Below are 19,958 nucleotides of genomic sequence, written 5' to 3'. Positions count from 1 at the left end.
AGGTTAGCGCTCTACGGCGCCCCCCTCTGTCCTGCCGGACATCTCCCCCACTTGGGGGGAGATTGGCAGTTTCTGCGCCGGCTCTCGTCTTGCCACGTTGAAAATTGGCGAAAGCCGAAGTTGCGGCCGATCTCCCCCCTTGTGGGGGAGATGTCCGGCAGGACAGAGGGGGGCGCCGTAGAGCGCCAGCAATTGAGTTTCTGGTACGGACAGCAATTTGACCACCAAACCCCTCCTCGACGCCTCCGGCGTCGCCAAGAATTACGGTGCGGTTGCCGCGCTGCGCGACGCGTCGCTGTCTGTCCTGCCGGGTGAGGTGCATGCCCTGATGGGCGCCAATGGCGCCGGCAAGTCGACGCTGGTGAAGATCCTGACCGGCGCGGTTCCTGCCTCGGCCGGGCGCGTGCTGATCCGTGGCGAGGCGCGTGACATACGCTCGCCCGCCGCCGCGCGCCGCGCTGGCCTTCTGCCCGTCTACCAGGAACCGTCGCTGATCCCCGATCTCGACATACTGTCCAATCTGCGGCTGACCGGCACGCCCGTCGAGCCGTTCCGCGCCTGGGTGCGCGAACTTGGCATTCCCGACCTCGACCTGCGCGACACCGCGCGCGACATTCCGCTGGCGGTGCTGCGCGTGCTCGACCTGGCGCGGGCGCTCGCCGTCGAGCCCGACGTGCTGCTGCTCGACGAGATGACCGCGGCGCTCCCCGCAAATCTTGCCGAAAAGGTGCTGGAAGTCGTGCGTCGCCAGGGCGACAGCGGCCGCGCCGTGATCTTCATCTCGCACCGCTTCGTCGAGATCTCGGCGCTCTGCGACCGCGCCACCGTGCTGCGCGACGGCGCGACCGTCGGCGTTCTCGACATCGAGCCCGGCGTGGAGGAAAAGATCGTCGAGCTGATGCTCGGCGCCCGCATCGAGAAGACCAAGGTGACCGCCCGCGCCGCCGGCCAGGCCGCCACATCGGCCCCTGCCCGCCCGCGTCTCGCCGTGCGCAATCTGCGCGTCGGCACCAAGCTCAACGACGTCTCCTTCGAGCTCGCCGACGGCGAGGTCGCCGGCGTCGTCGCGCTCGAAGGCCAGGGCCAGGATGAATTGTTCGCCGCCCTTGCCGGCTCGATCAAACCGTCCGGCGGCACGATCGAGGTCGACGCCCAGCCGGCGAAATTCACCCATCCGATCGACGCCATCCGCGCCGGCATCGCCTATGTGCCGGGCGACCGTTCCGAAGCCCTCGCCATGCAGCGCTCGGTGCGCGAGAACATCGCGCTGCCCTTCAGCGCCGCCTTGCGCAACTGGGGGCCGATCGCCATGCGCAAGGAGCGCGCCACGGTGGCGAGCGCCATCGCGCGCCTCCAGATCGACACCCGCGCGCAAGGCGAGGTGCAGCGCCTGTCCGGCGGCAACCAGCAGAAGGTGACCATCGCCCGCTGGATCGCGGCGGATGCCCGCACCATCCTGTGCTTCGACCCGACGCGCGGCATCGATGTCGGCACCAAGCAGGAGATCTATAAATTGCTGCGCGAGCTCGCCGGCCACGGCAAGTCGGTGCTGTTCTACACCTCGGAACTCGAAGAGGTGCAGCGCGTCTGCGATCGCGTCATCGTCATCTTCGGCGGCCGCGTCGTCGATATCTTCCCGGTCGAGGAAGCGGACGAGCCGGCACTGATGCGCGCCGCCTACGGCCTGCCGCGCGGCGTCAAGGCCGATATCGGCATTTTGGCGGACCCGACAGCAAATGCCCCGGATGCGCCGGAGGCGACGCCATGAGCCATCTCCTGCGCCGCCAGGGCTGGGTCGCCGGCCTGTTCGCCCTCCTCATCGTGCTGTTCGTCGTCACCAAGCTGATCCAGCCCGGCTACGGCAGCGGCGATTTCGGCTCGCTGGCGCGGGCCGTCTTGCCCTACGCCTTTGCCGTGGCCGCGCAGACCGTCGTCGTCATCGCCGGCGGCATCGATCTGTCGGTCGCCGCCATGATGGCGCTGACCAGCGTCACCGCCGCCTCGATGATGGCCGGCGCCTCGGAAGAATACGCGCTGTTCGTGGTGCCTTTCGTACTGGCCATGGGGTTTGTGCTCGGCGCGCTCAACGGCCTGCTCATTGTCGCCACCCGTGTCCCCGACATCGTGGTGACGCTCGCCATGCTGTTCGTGTTGCAAGGGGCGGCTCTTCTGGTGCTCGGCGCGCCGGGCGGCGCCGCCGCCGAATGGCTGAAGGCGATGATTTCAGGCACGGTCCCGATACCCGGCCTGCCGCAGAACATCGACGCCTGGCTGCCGAAGGCTCTGCTGGTGCTGATCATCTGCCTCTGCATCGTCTGGATACCGCTGCGGCGCTCGCGCCTCGGCCTGTCCATCTACGCCATCGGCTCGAGCGAGCTGGCGGCGTTCCGCAGCGGCGTGCCGGTCAAGCGCACCCGCATCATCGCCTATGCGCTGTCGGGCCTGTTCGCGGCCATGGGCGGCCTGGCGCTGACCATGAGCACCGGCATCGGCGCTCCTATTCCCGGCCCCTATCTGCTCGCCAGCGTCGCGGCCGTGGTGCTGGGCGGCGTGGCGCTGGGCGGCGGCAAGGGCGGCCTGCTCGGCCCCATCGTCGCCGTCTTCGTGCTGCGCCTGGTGCGCACCGATCTCACCCTGCTCGCCATTGATCCCAACGTCACCGCCATCATCGAGGGCCTCATCATGGTCGCCGTGGTGATGTTCGGGGCTTTCATTACGATGCGGGGTCGGCAATGATGAGGGAGAATGAATTGGCGCATAGCGCTCTACGGCGCCCCCCTCTGTCCTGCCGGACATCTCCCCCTCAAGGGGGGAGATTGGGAGCTTCGGCGGCTCGCTCATTCTTGCAACGCCGACAATTTGCGAAAGCCGTCACCCCGTCCGATCTCCCCCCTAGAGGGGGAGATGTCCGGCAGGACAGAGGGGGCCGCCGTAGGGCGCTACATTTGCAGACAAGAGCCACCCCATGAGCACCACCGCAATCACGCCCCAACCCGTCCCCTTCGGCCGCCGTGTCAAACGCTTCATGGCCGACCGGCCGCTGATTCCGCTGGTCATCCTGCTGGTCATCCTGGTTGTGATTTTGCAGATCCTGCGCCCCGGCATCGTCAACGAGCGCTGGATCGCCAACACCATCAAATTCGCCATTCCCTTGGCGATCCTTGCCGGCTGCCAGACCATGACCATGCTGACCGGCGGCATCGATCTCTCTGTCGGCACGGTGGCGACGATGAGCGCCTTCATCATGGCTACGCAAGCCGTCAACCAGGACCCGGCCGTGGCCTTCCTCCTGGCGATGATGCCGGCGGTAATGATCGGCCTCGTCAACGGCATCGGCGTCGGCGTCTTCCGCGTCCATCCGCTGATCATGACGCTGGGCACCAGCCTGATCGGCACCGGCTTCCTGCAGGTCTATCAACGCACGGTGATCGCCTCGGGCGCCAAGATCCCCGATTTCCTCGCCTGGCTCGGCACCGGCGTGACCGCAGGGTTTCCCAACGCGCTGCTTCTGTTCGTCCCCGTCGCGGTGCTGATCGTCTTCGGCCTCAACCGCACCGGTTTCGGCCGCCTGCTCTACGCCGTCGGCGACAATGAGCGCGCGACCCGCCTTTCCGGCGTGCGCTACTGGCAGGTCATCACCGCGCTCTACGTCCTCTCCAGCCTGCTCGCCGGCATCACCGGCTTGCTCTATATCGGCTTGATCAAGGCCCCTTCCCTGTCCCTCGCCGAACCGCTGGTGCTGCCCTCCGTGGCCGCCGCCGTCATCGGCGGCACCTCCATCTTCGGCGGCCGCGGCGGCTATACCGGCACCATCATCGGTGCCTTGATCCTGACCGTGCTGACGACGCTGCTGACGATTTTGCAGATGCCGGAGGGGGCAAGAAGGATCCTGTTCGGCCTGATCGTGCTGTTCGTGACGGCGGCCTATCTGCGGATCGTGGAGGAGCGGTAGGGAGGGGCCGCCGGCTCATCCCTGGAAACACCGACGCAGTGATCGCCCTCACTTCACCGTGATGCTCATGCCGCTGAGATCGGCGTTGACTTGCAGCCCTACCTGCCTGCCCGTGAGCTCGAGCTGGGCGCCCTTGTCGTTGGTCATGACGATCACCTGGGCGCCCTTGCCGAGCGCGCCGCCGCCGCCCGCCGCGCCGTACACACCCGTCACGTCCCGGGCGCGCTTGATATGGCGCACGGTGCCCCGGAAATAGGTCTTGGAGGCACCGAAGGCGAGGCCGCCCGAAATGCCGCCGACCGAGATCGGATACCGGCGGCCATGGAAGGTCAGCGTGCCCTCGCCTCCGGCGCCGCCGATGAAGAAGGCCGCCTTGTAGATGGAGAAGCGGATCGTTCCGGTGTCGGCGTGCGCGACACTGGCAAAGCCAACGCCCGCGGCAGTGATGACGGCGATGGCGACTGAACGAAATCTGGACGAAATCTTCATGACAAGGGGCTCCTCAAGGTCGCTGCTCACCCGACCGGGCCGGGACGTCGGCGTCGCATCGAAGTTCATGGCTAAACAGTCTCGCCCATCATTGGTTCCAAGCACACGGTCTCGTTCCGGCTGCGAGGAGACCGTCGCTAAACGGGCCCGCCGGCTGGCGAATTGTCCAGCGGCGGCTGGCGGCATCGCGGGTCGAGCAGGGGAGCACGGGGAGACCCATGGCGCCGTCTGGAGCGGGCCTGGTGAAACTTTTTGATTTTTAGGCCGTTGTCGCCGTTACATCCGAGGCTGAACTCATGCCGAAAACGGTCGACGGCGCCAGGCGGCGCAAGGCAGAGAAGTCGCACCAGGAGAAGGCCTCGACAGTCGAAGTTGCGTCCGAGGTCGTGGGCGAGGCTGCGCCGCCGCCCGGGGCCATCGAACCCGGTCCGGAGCTGACGCCGCAGGAGGCCGAGCAGGCGCGCAAGCGATACCTGCTGAGGCGCTTCTGGATCAGCGCGCGCGGCTACTGGAGCACGCGCGGCGACAAGCTGGCCTGGCCGTTCACGATCGGGCTGTTGATGCTGATATGCATCAATGTCGGCTTCCAGTATGGGATCAACATCTGGAACCGCTCGATCTTCGACGCCATCGAGCAGCGCAACGCCCACACCGTCTATGTGCTCAGCGCCGTGTTCCCGCCGCTCGTGGTTGGAAGCGCAAGCCTTGTCGTCGCGCAAGTCTACCTTCGCATGACGATCCAGCGCCGCTGGCGTTCCTGGTCGACCACCGCCATCATCGCGCGCTGGCTCGCAAGCGGCCGCTACTATCAGCTGAACCTCGTGGGCGGCGACCACACGAACCCCGAGGCACGCATCGCGGAGGATTTGCGGATCGCCACGGAATCGCCCGTCGATTTCATCTCCGGCGTGATCAACGCGTTTTTGTCGGCCTCCACTTTCATCGTGGTGCTGTGGACGATCGGCGGGGCGCTGACTTTGCCGATCGGAAGCTGGAGCGTCACCATTCCCGGCTTCCTGGTCGTGACCGCGGTGATCTACGCCGCCATCACCTCCACTTCGATGGTGGTCATCGGCCGCCATTTCGTGCGGCTCTCCGAGCAGAAGAACCAAGCGGAAGCCGATTTCCGCTACACGCTGACGCGCGTGCGCGAAAACGGCGAGAGCATCGCCTTGCTCGGCGGCGAGGAGGAGGAGCGCAGCGGCATCGACAAGACGTTCGGCACGGTGCTCCGGCAATGGGCGCTGCTGACAGGCCAGCACATGCGCACAGCGCTGGTGTCGCAGGGGTCGAGCCTGTTTGCGCCGGTCGTGCCGATCTTGCTTTGCGCGCCAAAATTTCTCGAAGGCAGCATGACCCTTGGACAGATCATGCAGGCTGCCTCAGCCTTCGCCATCGTGCAGGCCGCGTTCGGATGGCTGGTCGACAACTATCCCCGCCTCGCCGACTGGAACGCCTCGGCACGGCGTATTGCCTCGCTGATGATGTCGCTTGACGGGCTGGAGCGCGCCGAACGCAGCGACGCGCTGGGCCGCATCAGGCACGGCGAAACCGAAGACGGTGCGATGCTCAGCCTGGACAATCTCTCGGTATCGCTCGACGACGGCACCGGCGTGGTCAAGGAAACCGAGGTCGAGATCGAGCCTGGCGAGCGGGTGCTGGTGGCCGGCGAATCCGGTTCGGGCAAGAGCACGCTGGTGCGGGCCGTCGCGGGCCTTTGGCCGTGGGGTGGCGGCAGCGTCGACTTCCACCCCGGCAGGCGGCTGTTCATGCTGCCGCAACGTCCCTACATCCCCTCCGGGACGCTGCGCCGCGCGGTCGCCTATCCGGCCGCCGCCGAGAACTGGACGCTGGAGAAGATCAACGCCGCCCTCGACAAGGTGGGGCTCGATTATCTCAAGGACCGGATCGAGGAAGACGCGCCCTGGGACCAGACCCTGTCGGGTGGCGAAAAGCAGCGGCTCGCCTTCGCGCGCCTCCTGCTGCACCATCCCGATATCGTCGTTCTGGACGAAGCGACCTCGGCGTTCGATGAGAAGAGCCAGGACAAGATGATGGAGACGGTCATCCATGAATTGCCGAAGGTGACCATCATAAGTGTGGCGCATCGCGCCGAGCTGGAAGCCTTCCACAGCCGTAAGATCACATTGGAGCGGCGCGAGGGCGGCGCAAAGCTTGTCAGCGATATTAATCTTGTCCCGCGCAAGGGCGGACGGAACCTGCTCAGGCGCGCCTTGTGGGGCTCCGGCGCTGCGGCCCAAAGGCCGCGCGAGCTGGAGTAGGCGGCCTGAAAGAAGACCTACATCCAATTGCCGACTTACTACCACCTTTTGCCTTTTGATAAGATCCGCTTATGGAGGCACAGCCATGCGTGTTGCAACGCTGCTTTTGGTCGGCATCGCACTCTCGACGGTCAATTCTCACGCCGAGGATTACGAGACAGCTTCTGCGGCTTGCGATCGACTCGCCGCTCACCCAGACGAACCTGGATATGAGGGCAAAGGCGTCGAATTTGATAAGATTGATATCGCTGAAGCGAAAAAGCACTGCCAAGCCGCGATGGTCCAGGATAAGGTAAAGAGTAGCGACATCTATCATCTCGCCAGAGTTTATCAGGCGGAGGGCAACAAAGAGGCTGCTAGTGTTGGGCTGAACCTTGCAATCCAAAAAGGCTACGTCTTCGCGGAATATATGTATGCGGCCGCACTCGCGGATGAAAAAGACTACACGTCCGCGCGAGCTTGGTTGAAGGAAGCACAGTCACTGCCTGCGGCAATGGCCGAGCTGGGCTACCTGGAATGGAACGGCTTGGGAGGTCCTGTGGATCAAGCGGCGGCCATCGAACATTCGAGGCAAGCCGCTGAACTCGGTAACAAGATCGGCGCCAGTAATCTAGAAACGTATCTTGAAGAGCTTGCCAACGCGCAGGAGCCAGTCGATGCCAATGGGCAAACTCGTGACGAGGCTGTGATGGAGATCCAGCGCGAAGAGGAAGAAAGACGGCAAGACGTCGAACGGCAGAACTGCCAATACAATCGCTCTTTCGGAGATGCCGCAGCGGCGTGGTCTGGCTGCAACTAATCGCCCCAGCTAAAGCTTCGTCCCGCCTCAGCGCCCGCTCAGCGCCGCGACGCGGTCGAGGGCGGCGCCGAGGCCTTTCAGGGAGACGGGGAAGTTGAGCTTGGTCTCGGCGTCGGTGACGACGTTGAGCGTCAATACGCCGCCCGCCTTCAGCTTCTGCGCCAGCGCCCGGTCGATCGGAAACTGCGCCACGCATCCGTTCGGCAGGCAGGTGCGGAACCGCAACTGGCCGAGGGGCGGCTGGTCGTCGACCTGGATCGTCACGCCTGGGTCGAACAGGATGCCGAAAGGCAGAAGCAGGGTTCCGGTCAATCCACCCTTCGGCCCCGCGCGCAACTCCACGGCCAGCAGCCTCTGGCCGTTCTTCTGCGTCTGGTCCTGCGAAACCGAGCAGGCGCGTGCATTGTCCTGGATGGTGCAGGCCAGGCTCCAGTCCTGATAGGTCTCCTGGAGCGACGACGCGCCGTTTGGAAGCGTGGCCGCCTGCTGTTGTTGCGCACAGGCACTCGATGCAGCCAGGGCCACCGCGCAGATTGCGGCCGCCTTCAGAAGAACAAATCTGTCAAACAACGATGGCGACTTTCTCTTTCGGGGTTCACGCGCATGGCCCCGAAAACCGGATGGGATTTTCGGGGCCGTGGGCATGGTCATCTGCCTCACGCAGGGTGCAAAAGCAATTCCAAAGCGCGTCGCGTGAGCGCGGTGCGCTTCAGGTACAGACCCACTCGCGGATCTTGCATTCGGTTCCCGCCGCCTCGCAGGCTTGCAGAGCGAGGTCTTCCGCGTCCTTGCGGGTCTCGGCCGAGTTCGCCCCCCAGGGCGTCAGCCGGTCGCTCTGCTTCTCCCTGGCCACGGCCAGGGCGCCGCAGTGCTTATAGGGAAAGCCCGTCTCGTCGTCGTCTGTCCAATGGCGGTGATTGCGGAACACGGTGACAACAGTGCAGCCCTTGCCGCCGGCGTTCTCGCAATATTTCATCGCGGCGTCCTTCGCCTCCTGGCGCTTGTCGGCGCCCCAGAAGAAGCCGTGCTTGGTATCGATGTTGGAATAGGCGATCGCCCCCCAGATGCCTTTTTCCTCCTTCGGCTCCGGCTCCGGCGGCGCCACAAGGTCGGCCGAGACAACCTGCCCGCTCCACAGCAGGGCCATGCACAAAACTGCCAGACGTCGCGATTTCATGGTCTGCAATCCTTTCCAGGAGCCCTCGCCCATTCGCCTATCCCGTTGTCTCACTTCGACGCCGACGCGATGGAAATCACCACGCAGCTATTGCCGGTCGGCAGCAGAAGCGCTTCGCCCGAATTGCCGCCCAGCTCGTACACTTCGACCTGGCCGAGATGATCGGTGATCTTGCTGCCTTGCGGAAGAACGGACGGGATCTCCGAACACGGGCTGGCGAACGGTGCCACCCGCACCATCGCGCCTTCGCAGCCGGAAGCGGTGGGCGATGCGAAAACCACTCCGGCGGCCGGTCCGCTGTATTTTTCCGTCGAATAGTCCATGCCGACGAGGGCCTGCACGGCGTGCTTGTCGGCGGCCTGGTCGTTCCACAAGGATTTGACGCTGTATTTCGAGCCCGTCGTCAGAACCTGTCCGAGCACGGGAAAGATCGTCGAGCAGGCCTGCACGCCGGCCTGTTTGACATGTTCGAGGAAAGGCGAGTCCGGCAATGCGGGCGGCGCCGTCCGGGCCTGCGCCGCCGTCGGGGTGCCGACGAGACCGGCGATCGCGGCATAGTTGGCGGCAGCGAAGCCGATGCCGATCATGGCCAGCCCCAGCAGCGAGAAGGCTAGGACGCGCGGCCACCGCCGCTGCGGCTCGGCGCCCCTCTTGCGATCGGGCTCGACGATCCTCTTGCGGTCCGGCTCCACGCTCGGGCCGCGCGCTGGGGAGATGAACGGGTCTTGCTGGCTCACGGTGCTGCCTCGGTTATTTGATTGGCGCAAGGGCCTCGGACAGCCCCTTGAGCGTTGCGGTCACGGTAATCGTCTGGCCGTCGACGGTCGGGTAGGAGATGGCCGGCGTCGCTTTCTGCACTATCTGCTGGCGGATGACGGGCCCCACCGGCAGCATGCCGACGCAGACCACTTCGTTGCAGCCGTTCAAGTGGACGTCGATCGGGTCGCGCCCGTCGAACTTCAGCGACACCAGGCCGTCGCTTTTGGCGTTCGGCGCGGTGCGCAGGATCATGTAGGGCTTGCCGTCCTGCGTGGCCGCGAGCGACCAGCTGAAGGCCATCCTGCCGGCCCCGTCCTCGATCACCTGCGAGACATTGCAGACCTTCTTGCGCGCCTTGAGGTTCTCGTCGCAGATCAGCGTCCAGTTCTCGAAGGGCCGGATGGTGCGCTGGTATTGGCCCAGCTTCACATCCGGCGGCACCGCCACGTCGGATGGCTTGATCCTGTAGGGCGCGGTCGCTTGCGCGGCGGCTGGCCCGGCGGCCAAGGACAGGCCGCCGGCAAGCGCCAGGCAGGTCAGGAGGAAAAGCCGGGCATGACGGCTGGTTGCCCCGTTCATTCCCGCCTCAGTTTAACGTGAAGCTCAGGCCGGCGCCGACACCGACATTTCCGCCCGCCGCCGTGCCCGAGACATTGCCGCGGATGCGGCCGTCCTCGCTGGTGTAGCCCGCGCCGAAGGCAAAGGCGCTGGCGTCCCGCCAGAAGCCGCCGCCCGCCGCGACGCTCAGCTTTCCGGGACGGTCGTCGTAGCGCAGCGAGGCTGCGGCAAGGCCGATTGCCGCCGCTTGCCGGGCTTCGTCGCGGATGCCGCTGATGTCCGAATTCAGCTGGCCGAGTTTCTGGTCGGTATAGTCGTTGGCCTGTTGCAGGGTCGTGGCCGCCACCTTGTCGGTATAGCTGTTGGATGTGCTGATGGCGGTGTCCAGGCCCTTGGTCAGCTGGTTGACATTGACCGCGTCGGTGCCGGCGACGCCGGGTCCGACATTGGAGATGACGACCGGCGCGTTGACGTCGCCGCCTTGCAGCGTGATGGTGTTCGTCTTGGCGCCGCCCTGCGTGTCATACGTCACCGCATTCTGGTTGAGATTTCCGACGCCGGTTTGCAGGGCCTCGATCGCCTGGTTGGAGGCGAAGAGTTGCGAACCGTTGATCGCGTCGGTGCTGTCGGCGGCGATCCGTCCGGCAGCGACATTGGTGATCGTCCTCTCCGCGCCGGCATCGCCGACGCTGACTGTCCCGGTCGGCGTCGTGCCGGCAAAGGCATAGGTCTTGCCGTTGATGACGGTGCTGGAGGTGCCGACGGCGGTCTGCGTCACCGAGCCGGAGCCGAGCGCCACATCGTTGGCGTTGTTGGCCTGCGCGCCCTGGCCGAGCGCGACGGCGCCCGCCCCGGTAGCCGTAGAGCCATGGCCGGCGGCCAGGCTGTCGTTGCCGCTCGCCACGCTTTCGGGCCCGATCGCCACGGCGTCGGTGCCGCCGGCGATACTGTCGGCCAGCGACGAATTGGCGTGGAAGTACTTGATGCCGCCGCCATTGCTGATGGTGGTCAAGGCATTGTCGACCGCCGTGAGCCCGTCATAGACGGTCGTGTAGGTGTTGCCCTGGACGGTGTAGGTCGGCCCGGTGATCGAGCCGTCGGGGTTGAGCGTGGTGGTGCCGCCGAACAGGTTGGTCACGTTTTGCGACACGCCGCGCAGCTGCGAGACGTTGACGCCGTCGGTGTCGGCCGAGCCCGCCGCGACATTGGTGAGCTTGCGTTCAGCTCCGGCGTCGCCGATCGACACCTCGCCCACCGAGGTCTGCGGAGCGGTCAGGGCAAAGGCCGCGTAGCCGGCCTGCGCACCGACCGAGGTGATGGACTGCGCGCCCAGCGCCACGCTGTTGATGAAGGTGCTTTGGGCGCCGGCGCCGAGCGCCACCGACTGGATGCCGGAGGCGAGCGAATTGGTGCCGAAGGCAAGGCCGTCCGCCAGCATCACATGGGCGTTCTGGCCGATGGCGGTTCCGCCGGGCGCCGTCTGGTCGACGATGGCGCCGTTACCGATGCCGATGCCGTTATCGCCGTTGACGACCGTGGTCGGACCGACCGCGACCGATTCCGCGCCGACCGCCAGTGAGTCGGCCGCCACCGAATTGGCATGGAAATACTTGGTCGAGGTGGCCGACACGGCGGCGATGGCGCCCGCGAGCTGGCGCACCGTCACCGCGTCCTGGTCCTGCGTGCCGTCGGCGACATTGGTGATCTGCCGGTAGGAGGTGGCGTTGCCGACCGAAACGGCGCCGAGCAGCGCCTTGTCGGTGGTGTTGTACTGGATGAAGTTGGATGGGCCGGCGGGCAGTTGCCCGGTAGCCGGAGCGATCGGGCGATCGGAGAGCGAACCCGAGCCGAGGGCCACGCCGCCGTCGATGCTGGCATTGCTGTCGCGGCCGAGCGCCAGCGCGCTGACGCCGGTGGCGGTCGCATTGTAGCCGACCGCTGTGGAGCCGACGCCCTGGGCGAAGGAATCGGTCTGCGCCAGCCCGAACTCATTGGTGCGGGCATAGCGGATGCCTTCGCCATTGGCGTCGGTGAAGACGGTCGACGTGTCGCCGGTGATGTTGTTGATCGTGTTGCCGAGATTGGTCACGCCTGCGCCGATATTGGAAATGGCGGTGGTGTTGGCCGTCACCTGCTGATTGGTGGCGAAGAGCTGCGAGCCGTTGACCGCGTCGGTCGAACCGCCGTTCAACTGTCCGGCGGCGACGTTCTGGATCTGGCGCTCGGCGCCGGCCGAGCCGACCGAGAAGGCGCCCGCCGGCGTGCCGCCGGCGAAGGTATAGTTGACGCCGCCGATCGTCGTGCCGCCGACATTGGTCGTGGCGCCCGACGTCGAATTCAGGCCGATCGCGACATCGCCGGCATTGTTGGCGACCGCATTCGGGCCGACAGCGACGGAATCGGCTCCCAGCGCCTGCGAATCCGCCAGCGTCGAGTTGGCATGGAAATACTTGATGCCGCCGCCGACATTGATGTTGTTGACGACGGCGCCGATGGCATCGACCGCCTGGTTGGTGGCGAAGAGCTGCGAGCCGTTGATGGCGTCGGTCGAGAGCGCGCTGATCCGCCCAGCCGCCAGGTTGGTGATGGTGCGTTCCGCGCCGGCCGCGCCGATGCTGACCGTCGAGGTCGGGTTGGTGCCCTGGAAGGCGTAGGTGGTGCCGTTGACCACCCCGCTGGCCGTGTCGACCGCCGTGGTGGTCACCGAGCCCGAGCCGAGCGCCACGTCGCCGGAGCTTGCCGCCGCCGTCGCGCCATCGCCGAGCGCGACATTTCCGGCGAGGCCGGCCGCGCCCGCCGTCGAGCCGTTGCCCAGTGCGACCGAGCCCTGCCCGATCGCCTTGTTGCTGTTGCCGATCGCGACGGCGCCGTTGGCCATGTTGGCCGCGGTGGCGGTCGCCGTGCCGTCGCTGTTGGCGATGTTGTTGGCGCCGCCGGTGAAGGCGCCGGTGCCGCTGGCATAGCTCGGGTCGCCGATCGATACCGCGCCGTCGCCAAAGGCGGTGTTGCCGGAGCCGATGGAGACGGCCTTGCCGCCGGTCGCTACCGCATTGGTGCCCATGGCGACCGCTTCGGCGGAATCCGCCTTGGCGCTGGCGCCCAAGGCGATGGTGTTAGCCGCCGTCGCGTTGGTCGAGGGGCCGATGGCGATGGAATTGGCTCCGCTCGCGGTACTGGTGGCGCCTACCACAATGGAGTAGGCGCCGGACGCAGTGGAGCCTGCGCTGCCCACCACGGTGGCGCCGGCGCCAGTGGCGTTGACGGAAACGCCAAGCGCCACGGCCTGCGTGGCTGTCGCGTTGGTAGAGGAGCCCATGGCGATGGCACCGTCCTCCGTGGCATTGGCCAGCGTGCCGAGCGCCATCGCGTTGTTCTTATTCGCAAGCGCGCTGGTGCCGATGGCGATGCTGTTGGGCACGGCCGTGTCGGCCTGCACGCCTGCCTGCGCGCCCACACCGAATGCAATGGACTGGTTGCCCCAGGCGCTGGCGTTCTTACCCATCGCCGTGGCGCCCGTTCCCGTTGCCTTGCTTTGGCGTCCGATTGCGGTGGTGTCGACCTGAGACGCCGTCACGTCCGTACCGATAGCAACGGCGCTCTGGGCCAAGGCTCCCGTCCCGGCAGCGGTGCGCGAGCCGAGATAGACGGCGTTTATCGCGGTTGCGGTCGACTGGAAGCCGACGGCGACGGCATTTTGGCTGTTCGCAACGGTGCTGGTGCCTTGTGCAACAGCATCCAGCCCGGACGCCCCTGCGAACTGCCCAATCGCAGTGCTGCGCAGCCCGCTGGCTACGGATCCGTAGCCAGCGGCGAACGCATAGTTGTTGCTGGCCGTGGCGCTGACACCGACTGCGGTGGAGTTCCCTCCCGAAGCTTGGGCGTTGGTGCCCAGCGCGCTGGCCCCGGCCCCAGTGGCACCCGCGGCGACGCCGATCGCTACCGTGTTGATATTGCTTGAAATCGTACCGGAGCCGATCGCCACTGCGCCGCCGGTGCCCGTGGCCGACGCGGTGCGACCAATGGCGACGCCGTATTGCGCCGTCGATTGGGCCTGGAAGCCGAGCGCTATGGCCCAGTTAAGGCTGGCGTTTGAGCCGTTTCCGACCGCGATGGCCTCGGGAGCGGTCGCCGAACCGCCGCCGGCCTGATATTGCGCCTGAGCCGGCGTCGCGGCCATGCCGATCGCGAAGGCGCCCAGCGTCACGGCTGTCCCGAGCGCCCCGCCGACGCCCAGCGTTCCCAGCCCCAAGCGCTTGCGCCCCATGCCCAGCGCACGATGCGCCATGCGCAGGACCGCCATCAAGCGGCGCCGGGCCGAACGGGACCGAGGATCGCCATTCGCGATCCAGTGACTGGCGAAATGCGCCGCACGGCGCTGAACAAGGAGCGAGCCGCCCGAAATATGGCCGCCCGAAATATGATTGTCGGTCATGGTTCCCTCTCCGCTGGCCGGCACGAAATGTCTGACACTTCCACTCCACAGCAGGAAGACATGATTCCCCTTCGCGGTATTTCACGAAATTGCTGTCTTGTGAGAAAAGATACGAGCATATACGCGGAGGTTAACGGCTCGTTACCTTAGCAACTGCTTTAAAATCAAGTAATCAAATAATGACGAGAGCGCGGCTTCATCTAATCTTTGCGTTAAACTTGCCCGCCCGCGCCTGCATCGGCGTCATCTGCCGGTATTTCTTCATCATGGTGGTGAAGTGGCTCTGGCTCGAAAACCCGCTGAGATGGGCGATGTCGGCGATGGTCATGCGGCTGTCGGCAAGAAGTCTTTCCGCGAAGTCCAGCCTGAGATCGAGAACATATTGATGCGGCGGCATGCCGAACGTCCTGGAGAAGGCGCGCACGAAGTGGTACGATGAAAATCCGCAGACGGCGGCCATTTCGGCAAGCGCCAGCTTGCGCGAGAAGTTCTCGTTCAGGAACTCCTGCACCTTGCGCGCACTGCGGACGGAAAGCCCGCCCTTCACGTTGAGCAGCGGCTGCCGGGCCGGATTGGCTCCGGATACCGATCCGGGGGGACCATCATCGCCCGGCATTTTTCGGCCTCCCGATATTTCCCAGATGAACTTCAACCCGAGGCCTCCCTCCCCGTTCCCCTGAAAAACAATTCGTGATTGATCGAAGCGGGCCCGCATCGCCAACCCCGCTCATGTGATCGATCCGGCCGGATGGCAAGCAATGCGCGAACTGAATGGCATTCCAAATGACTCCAGCAAAGCTTGGGGCACAGGTGGTGACGGACGTATTTTGAAAAACTCCGGAAGCCTTGTAGGAAATTCCGGTCTTGGATCGCTGGCCAGCAGCTGTTGCTACTTTGCCATGGTCGGGCTTTCAATTCCTGCGGAAAGCGTCACCAGCCCGCCTGGCGTCCTTCCCCTGTATCTCTTCATGGTCGCGGCCAGGTGGCTCTGATCCGAAAATCCGGCAAGGTAGGCGACTTCGGCAATCGGCAACTCTCCGCCGGCCAGCAGCTTTTCCGCGAGATCGAGGCGCAGGTTGATCAGATACCGATGCGGCGGCATGCCGAATGTCCCGGCGAACCTTGCTATGAAATGATTTGGTGACACCCCCGCGACCGACGCGAGCTCGGCGACCATGACTTTCCGCACGAAGTTCTGGTCGAGATACTCTCGCACGCGTCGGGCGCCAACGGCGGAGAGCCCGCCTTTGGGCGACGCGGCCTGCCTCTTGCGACCCGTATAACCGCGCAGCAGATGCACTCCGAACACCGTCAGCAGCGAGTCCAGATAGAGCTCGTTCGGCGGCAGCCTGTCGGTCAGTTCGGCAGTGATCATCTGGGCTATGTTGAGCGCCCTCAGGTCAACCGTGCCGAACGCGGGCGGCTCGAGCTTGACGTCCGGGAGGTCGAACTCATGGGCCGCCAGCTCGGACAGCGCTTCGGGAGAGATCGAAACGACGGCGTTCTCCCTGGTCTGCGACCAGGCCAGCGTGCTGTCGACGCCCGCCGGATTGACGACGAGACAGCCGACCGGCGCATCGTACTGCGTGATCCTGTCACTGCCGAGCGAGGCTCTCAGCTTGCGTGCCGGCCTCAGCACAATCCCCGTGGAATGCTCCCTGGCCAGGAATTTCTGCGATCCCGGACTGCGGACGGAATAGATGACGCTTCCGCGGGCGGTGGCTCTTCTGGGACCAGCACTTTCCGGAATGATATCCAGGACGTATCGAGCTGCCCGCTCTTGATCGACGCCCTGGGAATCGCCGCTTTCCCGAGCCCCGCCCGCATGTTTCATACGTGTTGCCTCAGCCGGCTTACCGCCGCTTGGTATCCCCTTCCCCTGACCCGGAATCAACGTAACGCACACGCCTCGAATTGAAAAGAACTTCCACGCGCAAAGAAAATTCTTTATTCGAGATAAGAAAGAAGAACTGACCGTCGAAGGAAGTTCAGCAGCATTTCTGTCAATAGCGAAGAGCCTTGACGGATCTTCGCTTCCGGATTCGTCGGCCCGGGCGTAAGCCGGCAACGCATCGGTCACGAAGAAAGAGTTCACATGCGAGGCTGTGTCGGCCCTGTGGTTCGACAGCGTTGTTCGGCATCAGTGGCACGCAACGGCGCGGCGCGGAGCCAGTCGTTCACGGCCGTCTATTGCGGGTCCCCGCGACCTTTTTCGTAAAGGTCCCACGCGAGTTCCACAAAAGCCAGAAGCACATCATCCTTGTCCCAGCCGGCCGCGACAGCCGCCTCGACGATTTCGCCCACGAGAGGCAACAATTGGCGCTGGCAGGCGAGCGGGATGTCAGCCTCGGATTCATCCACCGGAGGTCCATCGAAGTTGAACTTCATCGTTTGGCGCTCCCCTCGCCATCAAACGAAATGCTACTCGTTCCCAACAAACGAAGTGCTATTCGCCAGACCTTATTCCTATACAATAACTCCAACATTAAACATAGCAGGCTAGGCCGCCAACGGAGCGCAACACCGGATAATCCGTGTATCGACCGGCTGTCCTAGTGACGCTGGGGAAGCGTTATTACATCACTGTCCAAGGCAAGCTGCCGAATGGACGCCCGTCGGCCGCGCCGTCATGAAGCACGAGGAGTTGGCCGGGTTCGGAGACGAACCAGGCGAACGAGCCCCAGGCAAGCTGCGCGACGGTCTTCTTGAAGCCGGCGGACTGGCGATCCTGGTAGGCGGTCAGGAACGCGATCTGTTTTCGGTCGAAACCGGCCGCGTCCGTGACAGCATGGAGGGCATCGCGCCGGCGATCCGTGATCGCGCCATCGGTCGCCACCACTTCCACGAACAGGATCAACGGCTCCTTGCGGCCGAGATCGGCGAGGATGATGTCGGGCAAGTTCCTGTCGGCCTCGATCTTGAGGCCGATCGCACTGGCGATGGCGTCGTCGCGCAGGACCACCTTGTTGCCGCTCTCGCTCAGCCACAACATGGCAGGGGCGGCGAGAAACCGTTTGGCGAACACCTCGATGACGGCTTGCGCAATGACCGAACTCGGTCCCGGCGCCAAAAGCCTGGTGTCGCCGTTCGGAAAGGTGACGCGGATGCCGGCGGTGTTGGCGACGGCGCCGGCGCGCATGATGGTCACGCGGGCCAGCGCGCCCTTGCTGAGATGCGTTTCCTGGAAGTCCGCGATGGCGGTTTCCAGCGCCTCGCCTTCCAGCGCCGGGTCGAACAGGGCTGCAAACGCCGCCCTCAGCGCATAGCGGGGCTGGCCTGAAGTCGTCGGCAGATCCTCGCGACGCAGCACCGCGCCGATCGCCACCAGCCCGTCCCGCAGCGTCTCGTCGCGGATGGGCTCGCGCGTATTGTCCGCGTACCAGCGTGATCCCGCGACGGCGCCGTTCTTGCGCAGGACAGTTGCGGCGTAGGCATCCCGATCTGCATCGTCCGCCAGCGCCGCCTGCTCGCGGGTCATGCGATAAACATGGACAGGGCCCAGGAATCGCCCCGAACCCTCGACGGCGCCGATGTAGAGAGCGGCGAACACGGTGCTGGCGGCAAGTTCGCGGATGCAATAGATGCGGTTCGGCGTGCCCTCCGGAAAGATCAGCGGCAGGCGCCCGGCGACAAGATCGCGCGTAGCATAGGGCGGCCGTGCCGTCATGCAGGCTCACCGTAGAGGCGGCTGCATTCCGCCTCGATCCTGTCGCGCGTCGCACCGGCTGCGACGAGCTTCGCCAACGTGCTGGTGCTCTTGGGCGGCGGCAGCGGCAGCGCTTCCAGCTCGAAGGCGGAAACGGCGACGCTGCCGCTGATGCAGCGGAAAAGATCGTCGACGACACGGCTGTTCAAAAGCGCCGCCACGACCGCCGCCGGCACCTTCGTGCTGCCGGTCGCGCGGACCATGTTGAGATGGTTTTCGACGACGACGCCGCCATGCGCATCGATGAATTCCTGGCGAAGTTCGGCGGCAATCAGGCGCCGGGCCTGTTCCTTGGCGGTGGTGCGCTGGACGAGGATGCAGGGCGCCTCGACAAGCAGCCAGCCGTCGCCGGCCTCCAGCTTGAAGTAGGGAGCGTGGTTCTTCTTGCGCGCGCGATAGGCGAACTGGCCGTCGGCGGTCACGGCTTCGGCCCAGATCAACGGATGCACCCCCTTGCCGCCGGCGCGATCGCGCAATTGACCCTTGAAGCGGTTCCAGACCAGCGGGCCGGTCGAGACCCCATAGCCCCAGTCGGCAAGGCGATGCGTCATCGTCTCGGCCTGGGCGATGAGCCGGCTGTGCTCCGGCGTGCGCGGCGCAAGCCAGGGCATGGCGCGGTCGGATGGCAAGCCAATCGTGCCGTTGCGGGCAATCCCGGCCTCGGTCTCGGAGGCGACGGTCAGGTAGTGGATCTGCGCGCGCCGCGGCTCGGCGCCGTTGACGTAGACGGCAAGCAGCGTCTCTTGCAACACATCCTCGAAAACGCCGCGCCGCGCATGCACGAAGTCGATCGCGACGGGCGGCGCCTCCTTGGCCAGAAGGCTGCGCAGCGCCGAGTAGTATTGGCCGCCGAGAAAGCTTGTCGGCGTCAGGAAGGCGATAAGGCCGCCAGGCTTGGTCCAGCGCAACGCGGCATCGGTGAAAACGCCGTAGAGATTGGCGTGCCCGTAGAGGCCGCGCGCATAGCGCTCGCGCAATTGCGACGGCAGCGAGACCCGCCCATAGGGCGGATTGCCGACGACGAGATCGAAGACGGGTTCCGGATCGGCTTCAAGCGTGTCGCAGGCCGTCACCATGGCCGGGGCGGCGCGCCCGGTCCTGGTCGCAATATCGGCGAGCGCGATCTCCAGGGCGCCTTGCGCCAGCCGCGCCGCGAGAGGATCGAGCTCGAAACCGGCAAGCCTGGTGCCGACATGGCTGAGCGCGAAGGCGGGCTCGCAATCGCCGAGCGCGGCGATCATGCGGTGCGCGGCATGAAACAGAAACGTCCCACCGCCGGCGGCGGGATCGAGAACCCGCGCGCTGCGCCAGTCCAGGCCCTCTTCCTCGGCCTGGTCGAGCAGGCGGTTGACCAGCGCCGGCGGCGTGTAGAAGGCACCGCGCTCACCGCGCTCCCTGGTCGGCAGCAGGACCGGATAGAGGCTGGTGACGAGATGCAGCGCTTCGAGGATCGGCAGCCGCGCGGCGGTCTCTCCGATGCTGTGCGCAAGCGCGGAGGCCGGCTCGTCCAGCGCTTCCGTTTCGAAGGCGAGCGAGGGGCAGATCGCCGGAGAAATGCCGAGGGCCGCCGACAAGGCCTCCAGCGCGCGCCGGGTCAGCGAAACCGCATAAGTTTCGCGGTCGCATTCGTCGATCGTCTCGCACCATGCGCGTGCCAGAAGGCGAGCCTTCGACAGCTCCGCGCGCGCCGCTCGCAATGCATCAGCCACCGAGCGCAAGACGGCAGGCAATTTCGACCCACGAATCTGTGAAATTTTTCCCATCGCCCTCGACCGTACCGCGCAAGACTCACCGATGCGATAGA

16 protein-coding genes are annotated in these 19,958 nt (G+C 65.5%); 5 read left to right on the top strand and 11 right to left on the bottom strand.

Annotated features, from left to right (window positions below; all coding sequences use genetic code 11):
- Positions 1-217 precede the first annotated feature (217 nt).
- The 3 genes from FJ972_RS13310 (at position 218) to FJ972_RS13300 (ending at position 3,952) form a co-directional block, all read left to right on the top strand.
- Positions 218-1,768, top strand: a complete 1,551-nt coding sequence (locus FJ972_RS13310) for a sugar ABC transporter ATP-binding protein (RefSeq protein ID WP_140521485.1) — start codon at positions 218-220, stop codon at positions 1,766-1,768.
- A complete protein-coding gene (locus FJ972_RS13305; protein WP_140521484.1) occupies positions 1,765-2,736 on the top strand; it encodes an ABC transporter permease in 972 nt (323 codons plus the stop codon). The genes FJ972_RS13310 and FJ972_RS13305 overlap by 4 nt, the downstream gene beginning before the upstream one ends.
- A 229-nt stretch (positions 2,737-2,965) precedes the next feature.
- A complete protein-coding gene (locus tag FJ972_RS13300; protein WP_140521483.1) occupies positions 2,966-3,952 on the top strand; it encodes an ABC transporter permease in 987 nt (328 codons plus the stop codon).
- Positions 3,953-4,000: 48 nt separating this feature from the next.
- Here the strand turns inward: FJ972_RS13300 and FJ972_RS13295 are convergent, their stop codons facing one another.
- Entirely contained in the window at positions 4,001-4,441 is a 441-nt protein-coding gene (locus FJ972_RS13295; RefSeq protein ID WP_140500175.1) for a hypothetical protein, read from the bottom strand.
- A gap of 296 nt (positions 4,442-4,737) precedes the next feature.
- On the opposite strand from FJ972_RS13295, the gene FJ972_RS13290 reads away from it, so the two are divergent.
- Positions 4,738-6,723 (top strand): ABC transporter ATP-binding protein/permease, encoded by a 1,986-nt coding sequence (locus tag FJ972_RS13290; RefSeq protein WP_140521482.1) that lies wholly within the window; start codon positions 4,738-4,740, stop codon positions 6,721-6,723.
- 85 nt (positions 6,724-6,808) lie between these two features.
- A complete protein-coding gene (locus tag FJ972_RS13285; protein ID WP_140521481.1) occupies positions 6,809-7,522 on the top strand; it encodes an SEL1-like repeat protein in 714 nt (237 codons plus the stop codon).
- A 27-nt stretch (positions 7,523-7,549) separates the two neighbouring features.
- Here FJ972_RS13285 and FJ972_RS13280 read toward each other — a convergent pair whose 3' ends face one another.
- The 10 genes from FJ972_RS13280 to FJ972_RS13235 form a co-directional block, all read right to left on the bottom strand.
- On the bottom strand, positions 7,550-8,092 hold the full coding sequence (locus FJ972_RS13280; protein ID WP_226880584.1) for an invasion associated locus B family protein: 543 nt from the start codon (positions 8,090-8,092) through the stop codon (positions 7,550-7,552).
- 139 nt (positions 8,093-8,231) lie between these two features.
- On the bottom strand, positions 8,232-8,699 hold the full coding sequence (locus FJ972_RS13275; RefSeq protein ID WP_140521479.1) for a DUF4189 domain-containing protein: 468 nt from the start codon (positions 8,697-8,699) through the stop codon (positions 8,232-8,234).
- 50 nt (positions 8,700-8,749) lie between these two features.
- Complete coding sequence (locus FJ972_RS13270; RefSeq protein WP_140521478.1) at positions 8,750-9,436, bottom strand: hypothetical protein; 687 nt, start codon at positions 9,434-9,436, stop codon at positions 8,750-8,752.
- A 13-nt stretch (positions 9,437-9,449) separates the two neighbouring features.
- Positions 9,450-10,037 (bottom strand): invasion associated locus B family protein, encoded by a 588-nt coding sequence (locus FJ972_RS13265; RefSeq protein WP_140521477.1) that lies wholly within the window; start codon positions 10,035-10,037, stop codon positions 9,450-9,452.
- 7 nt (positions 10,038-10,044) lie between these two features.
- Positions 10,045-14,448: a YadA-like family protein gene (locus tag FJ972_RS13260; RefSeq protein ID WP_140521476.1), complete on the bottom strand. Its 4,404-nt coding sequence runs from the start codon at positions 14,446-14,448 to the stop codon at positions 10,045-10,047.
- 196 nt (positions 14,449-14,644) lie between these two features.
- The gene (locus FJ972_RS13255; RefSeq protein WP_140521475.1) at positions 14,645-15,163 is read right to left on the bottom strand and encodes an AraC family transcriptional regulator; all 519 of its coding nucleotides are present in this window, start codon (positions 15,161-15,163) and stop codon (positions 14,645-14,647) included.
- Positions 15,164-15,337: 174 nt separating this feature from the next.
- On the bottom strand, positions 15,338-16,528 hold the full coding sequence (locus tag FJ972_RS13250) for a helix-turn-helix domain-containing protein (protein WP_226880583.1): 1,191 nt from the start codon (positions 16,526-16,528) through the stop codon (positions 15,338-15,340).
- Between the two features lie 107 nt (positions 16,529-16,635).
- On the bottom strand, positions 16,636-16,836 hold the full coding sequence (locus FJ972_RS13245) for a hypothetical protein (RefSeq protein WP_140500096.1): 201 nt from the start codon (positions 16,834-16,836) through the stop codon (positions 16,636-16,638).
- A gap of 187 nt (positions 16,837-17,023) precedes the next feature.
- Positions 17,024-18,115: a BsuBI/PstI family type II restriction endonuclease gene (locus FJ972_RS13240; RefSeq protein ID WP_140500097.1), complete on the bottom strand. Its 1,092-nt coding sequence runs from the start codon at positions 18,113-18,115 to the stop codon at positions 17,024-17,026.
- Positions 18,112-19,884 carry a class I SAM-dependent DNA methyltransferase gene (locus FJ972_RS13235; protein ID WP_226880582.1) on the bottom strand — a complete coding sequence of 591 codons (1,773 nt, stop codon included), beginning with the start codon at positions 19,882-19,884 and terminating at the stop codon, positions 18,112-18,114. Before FJ972_RS13235 ends, FJ972_RS13240 begins: the two co-directional genes overlap by 4 nt.
- Positions 19,885-19,958 lie beyond the last annotated feature (74 nt).

Origin of the sequence: Mesorhizobium sp. B2-1-1 (assembly GCF_006442975.2) — a bacterium.
GTDB lineage: Bacteria > Pseudomonadota > Alphaproteobacteria > Rhizobiales > Rhizobiaceae > Mesorhizobium.
Note: the sequence above shows the minus strand (reverse complement) of the source record. Positions and strands in the feature narration are given on the sequence as shown.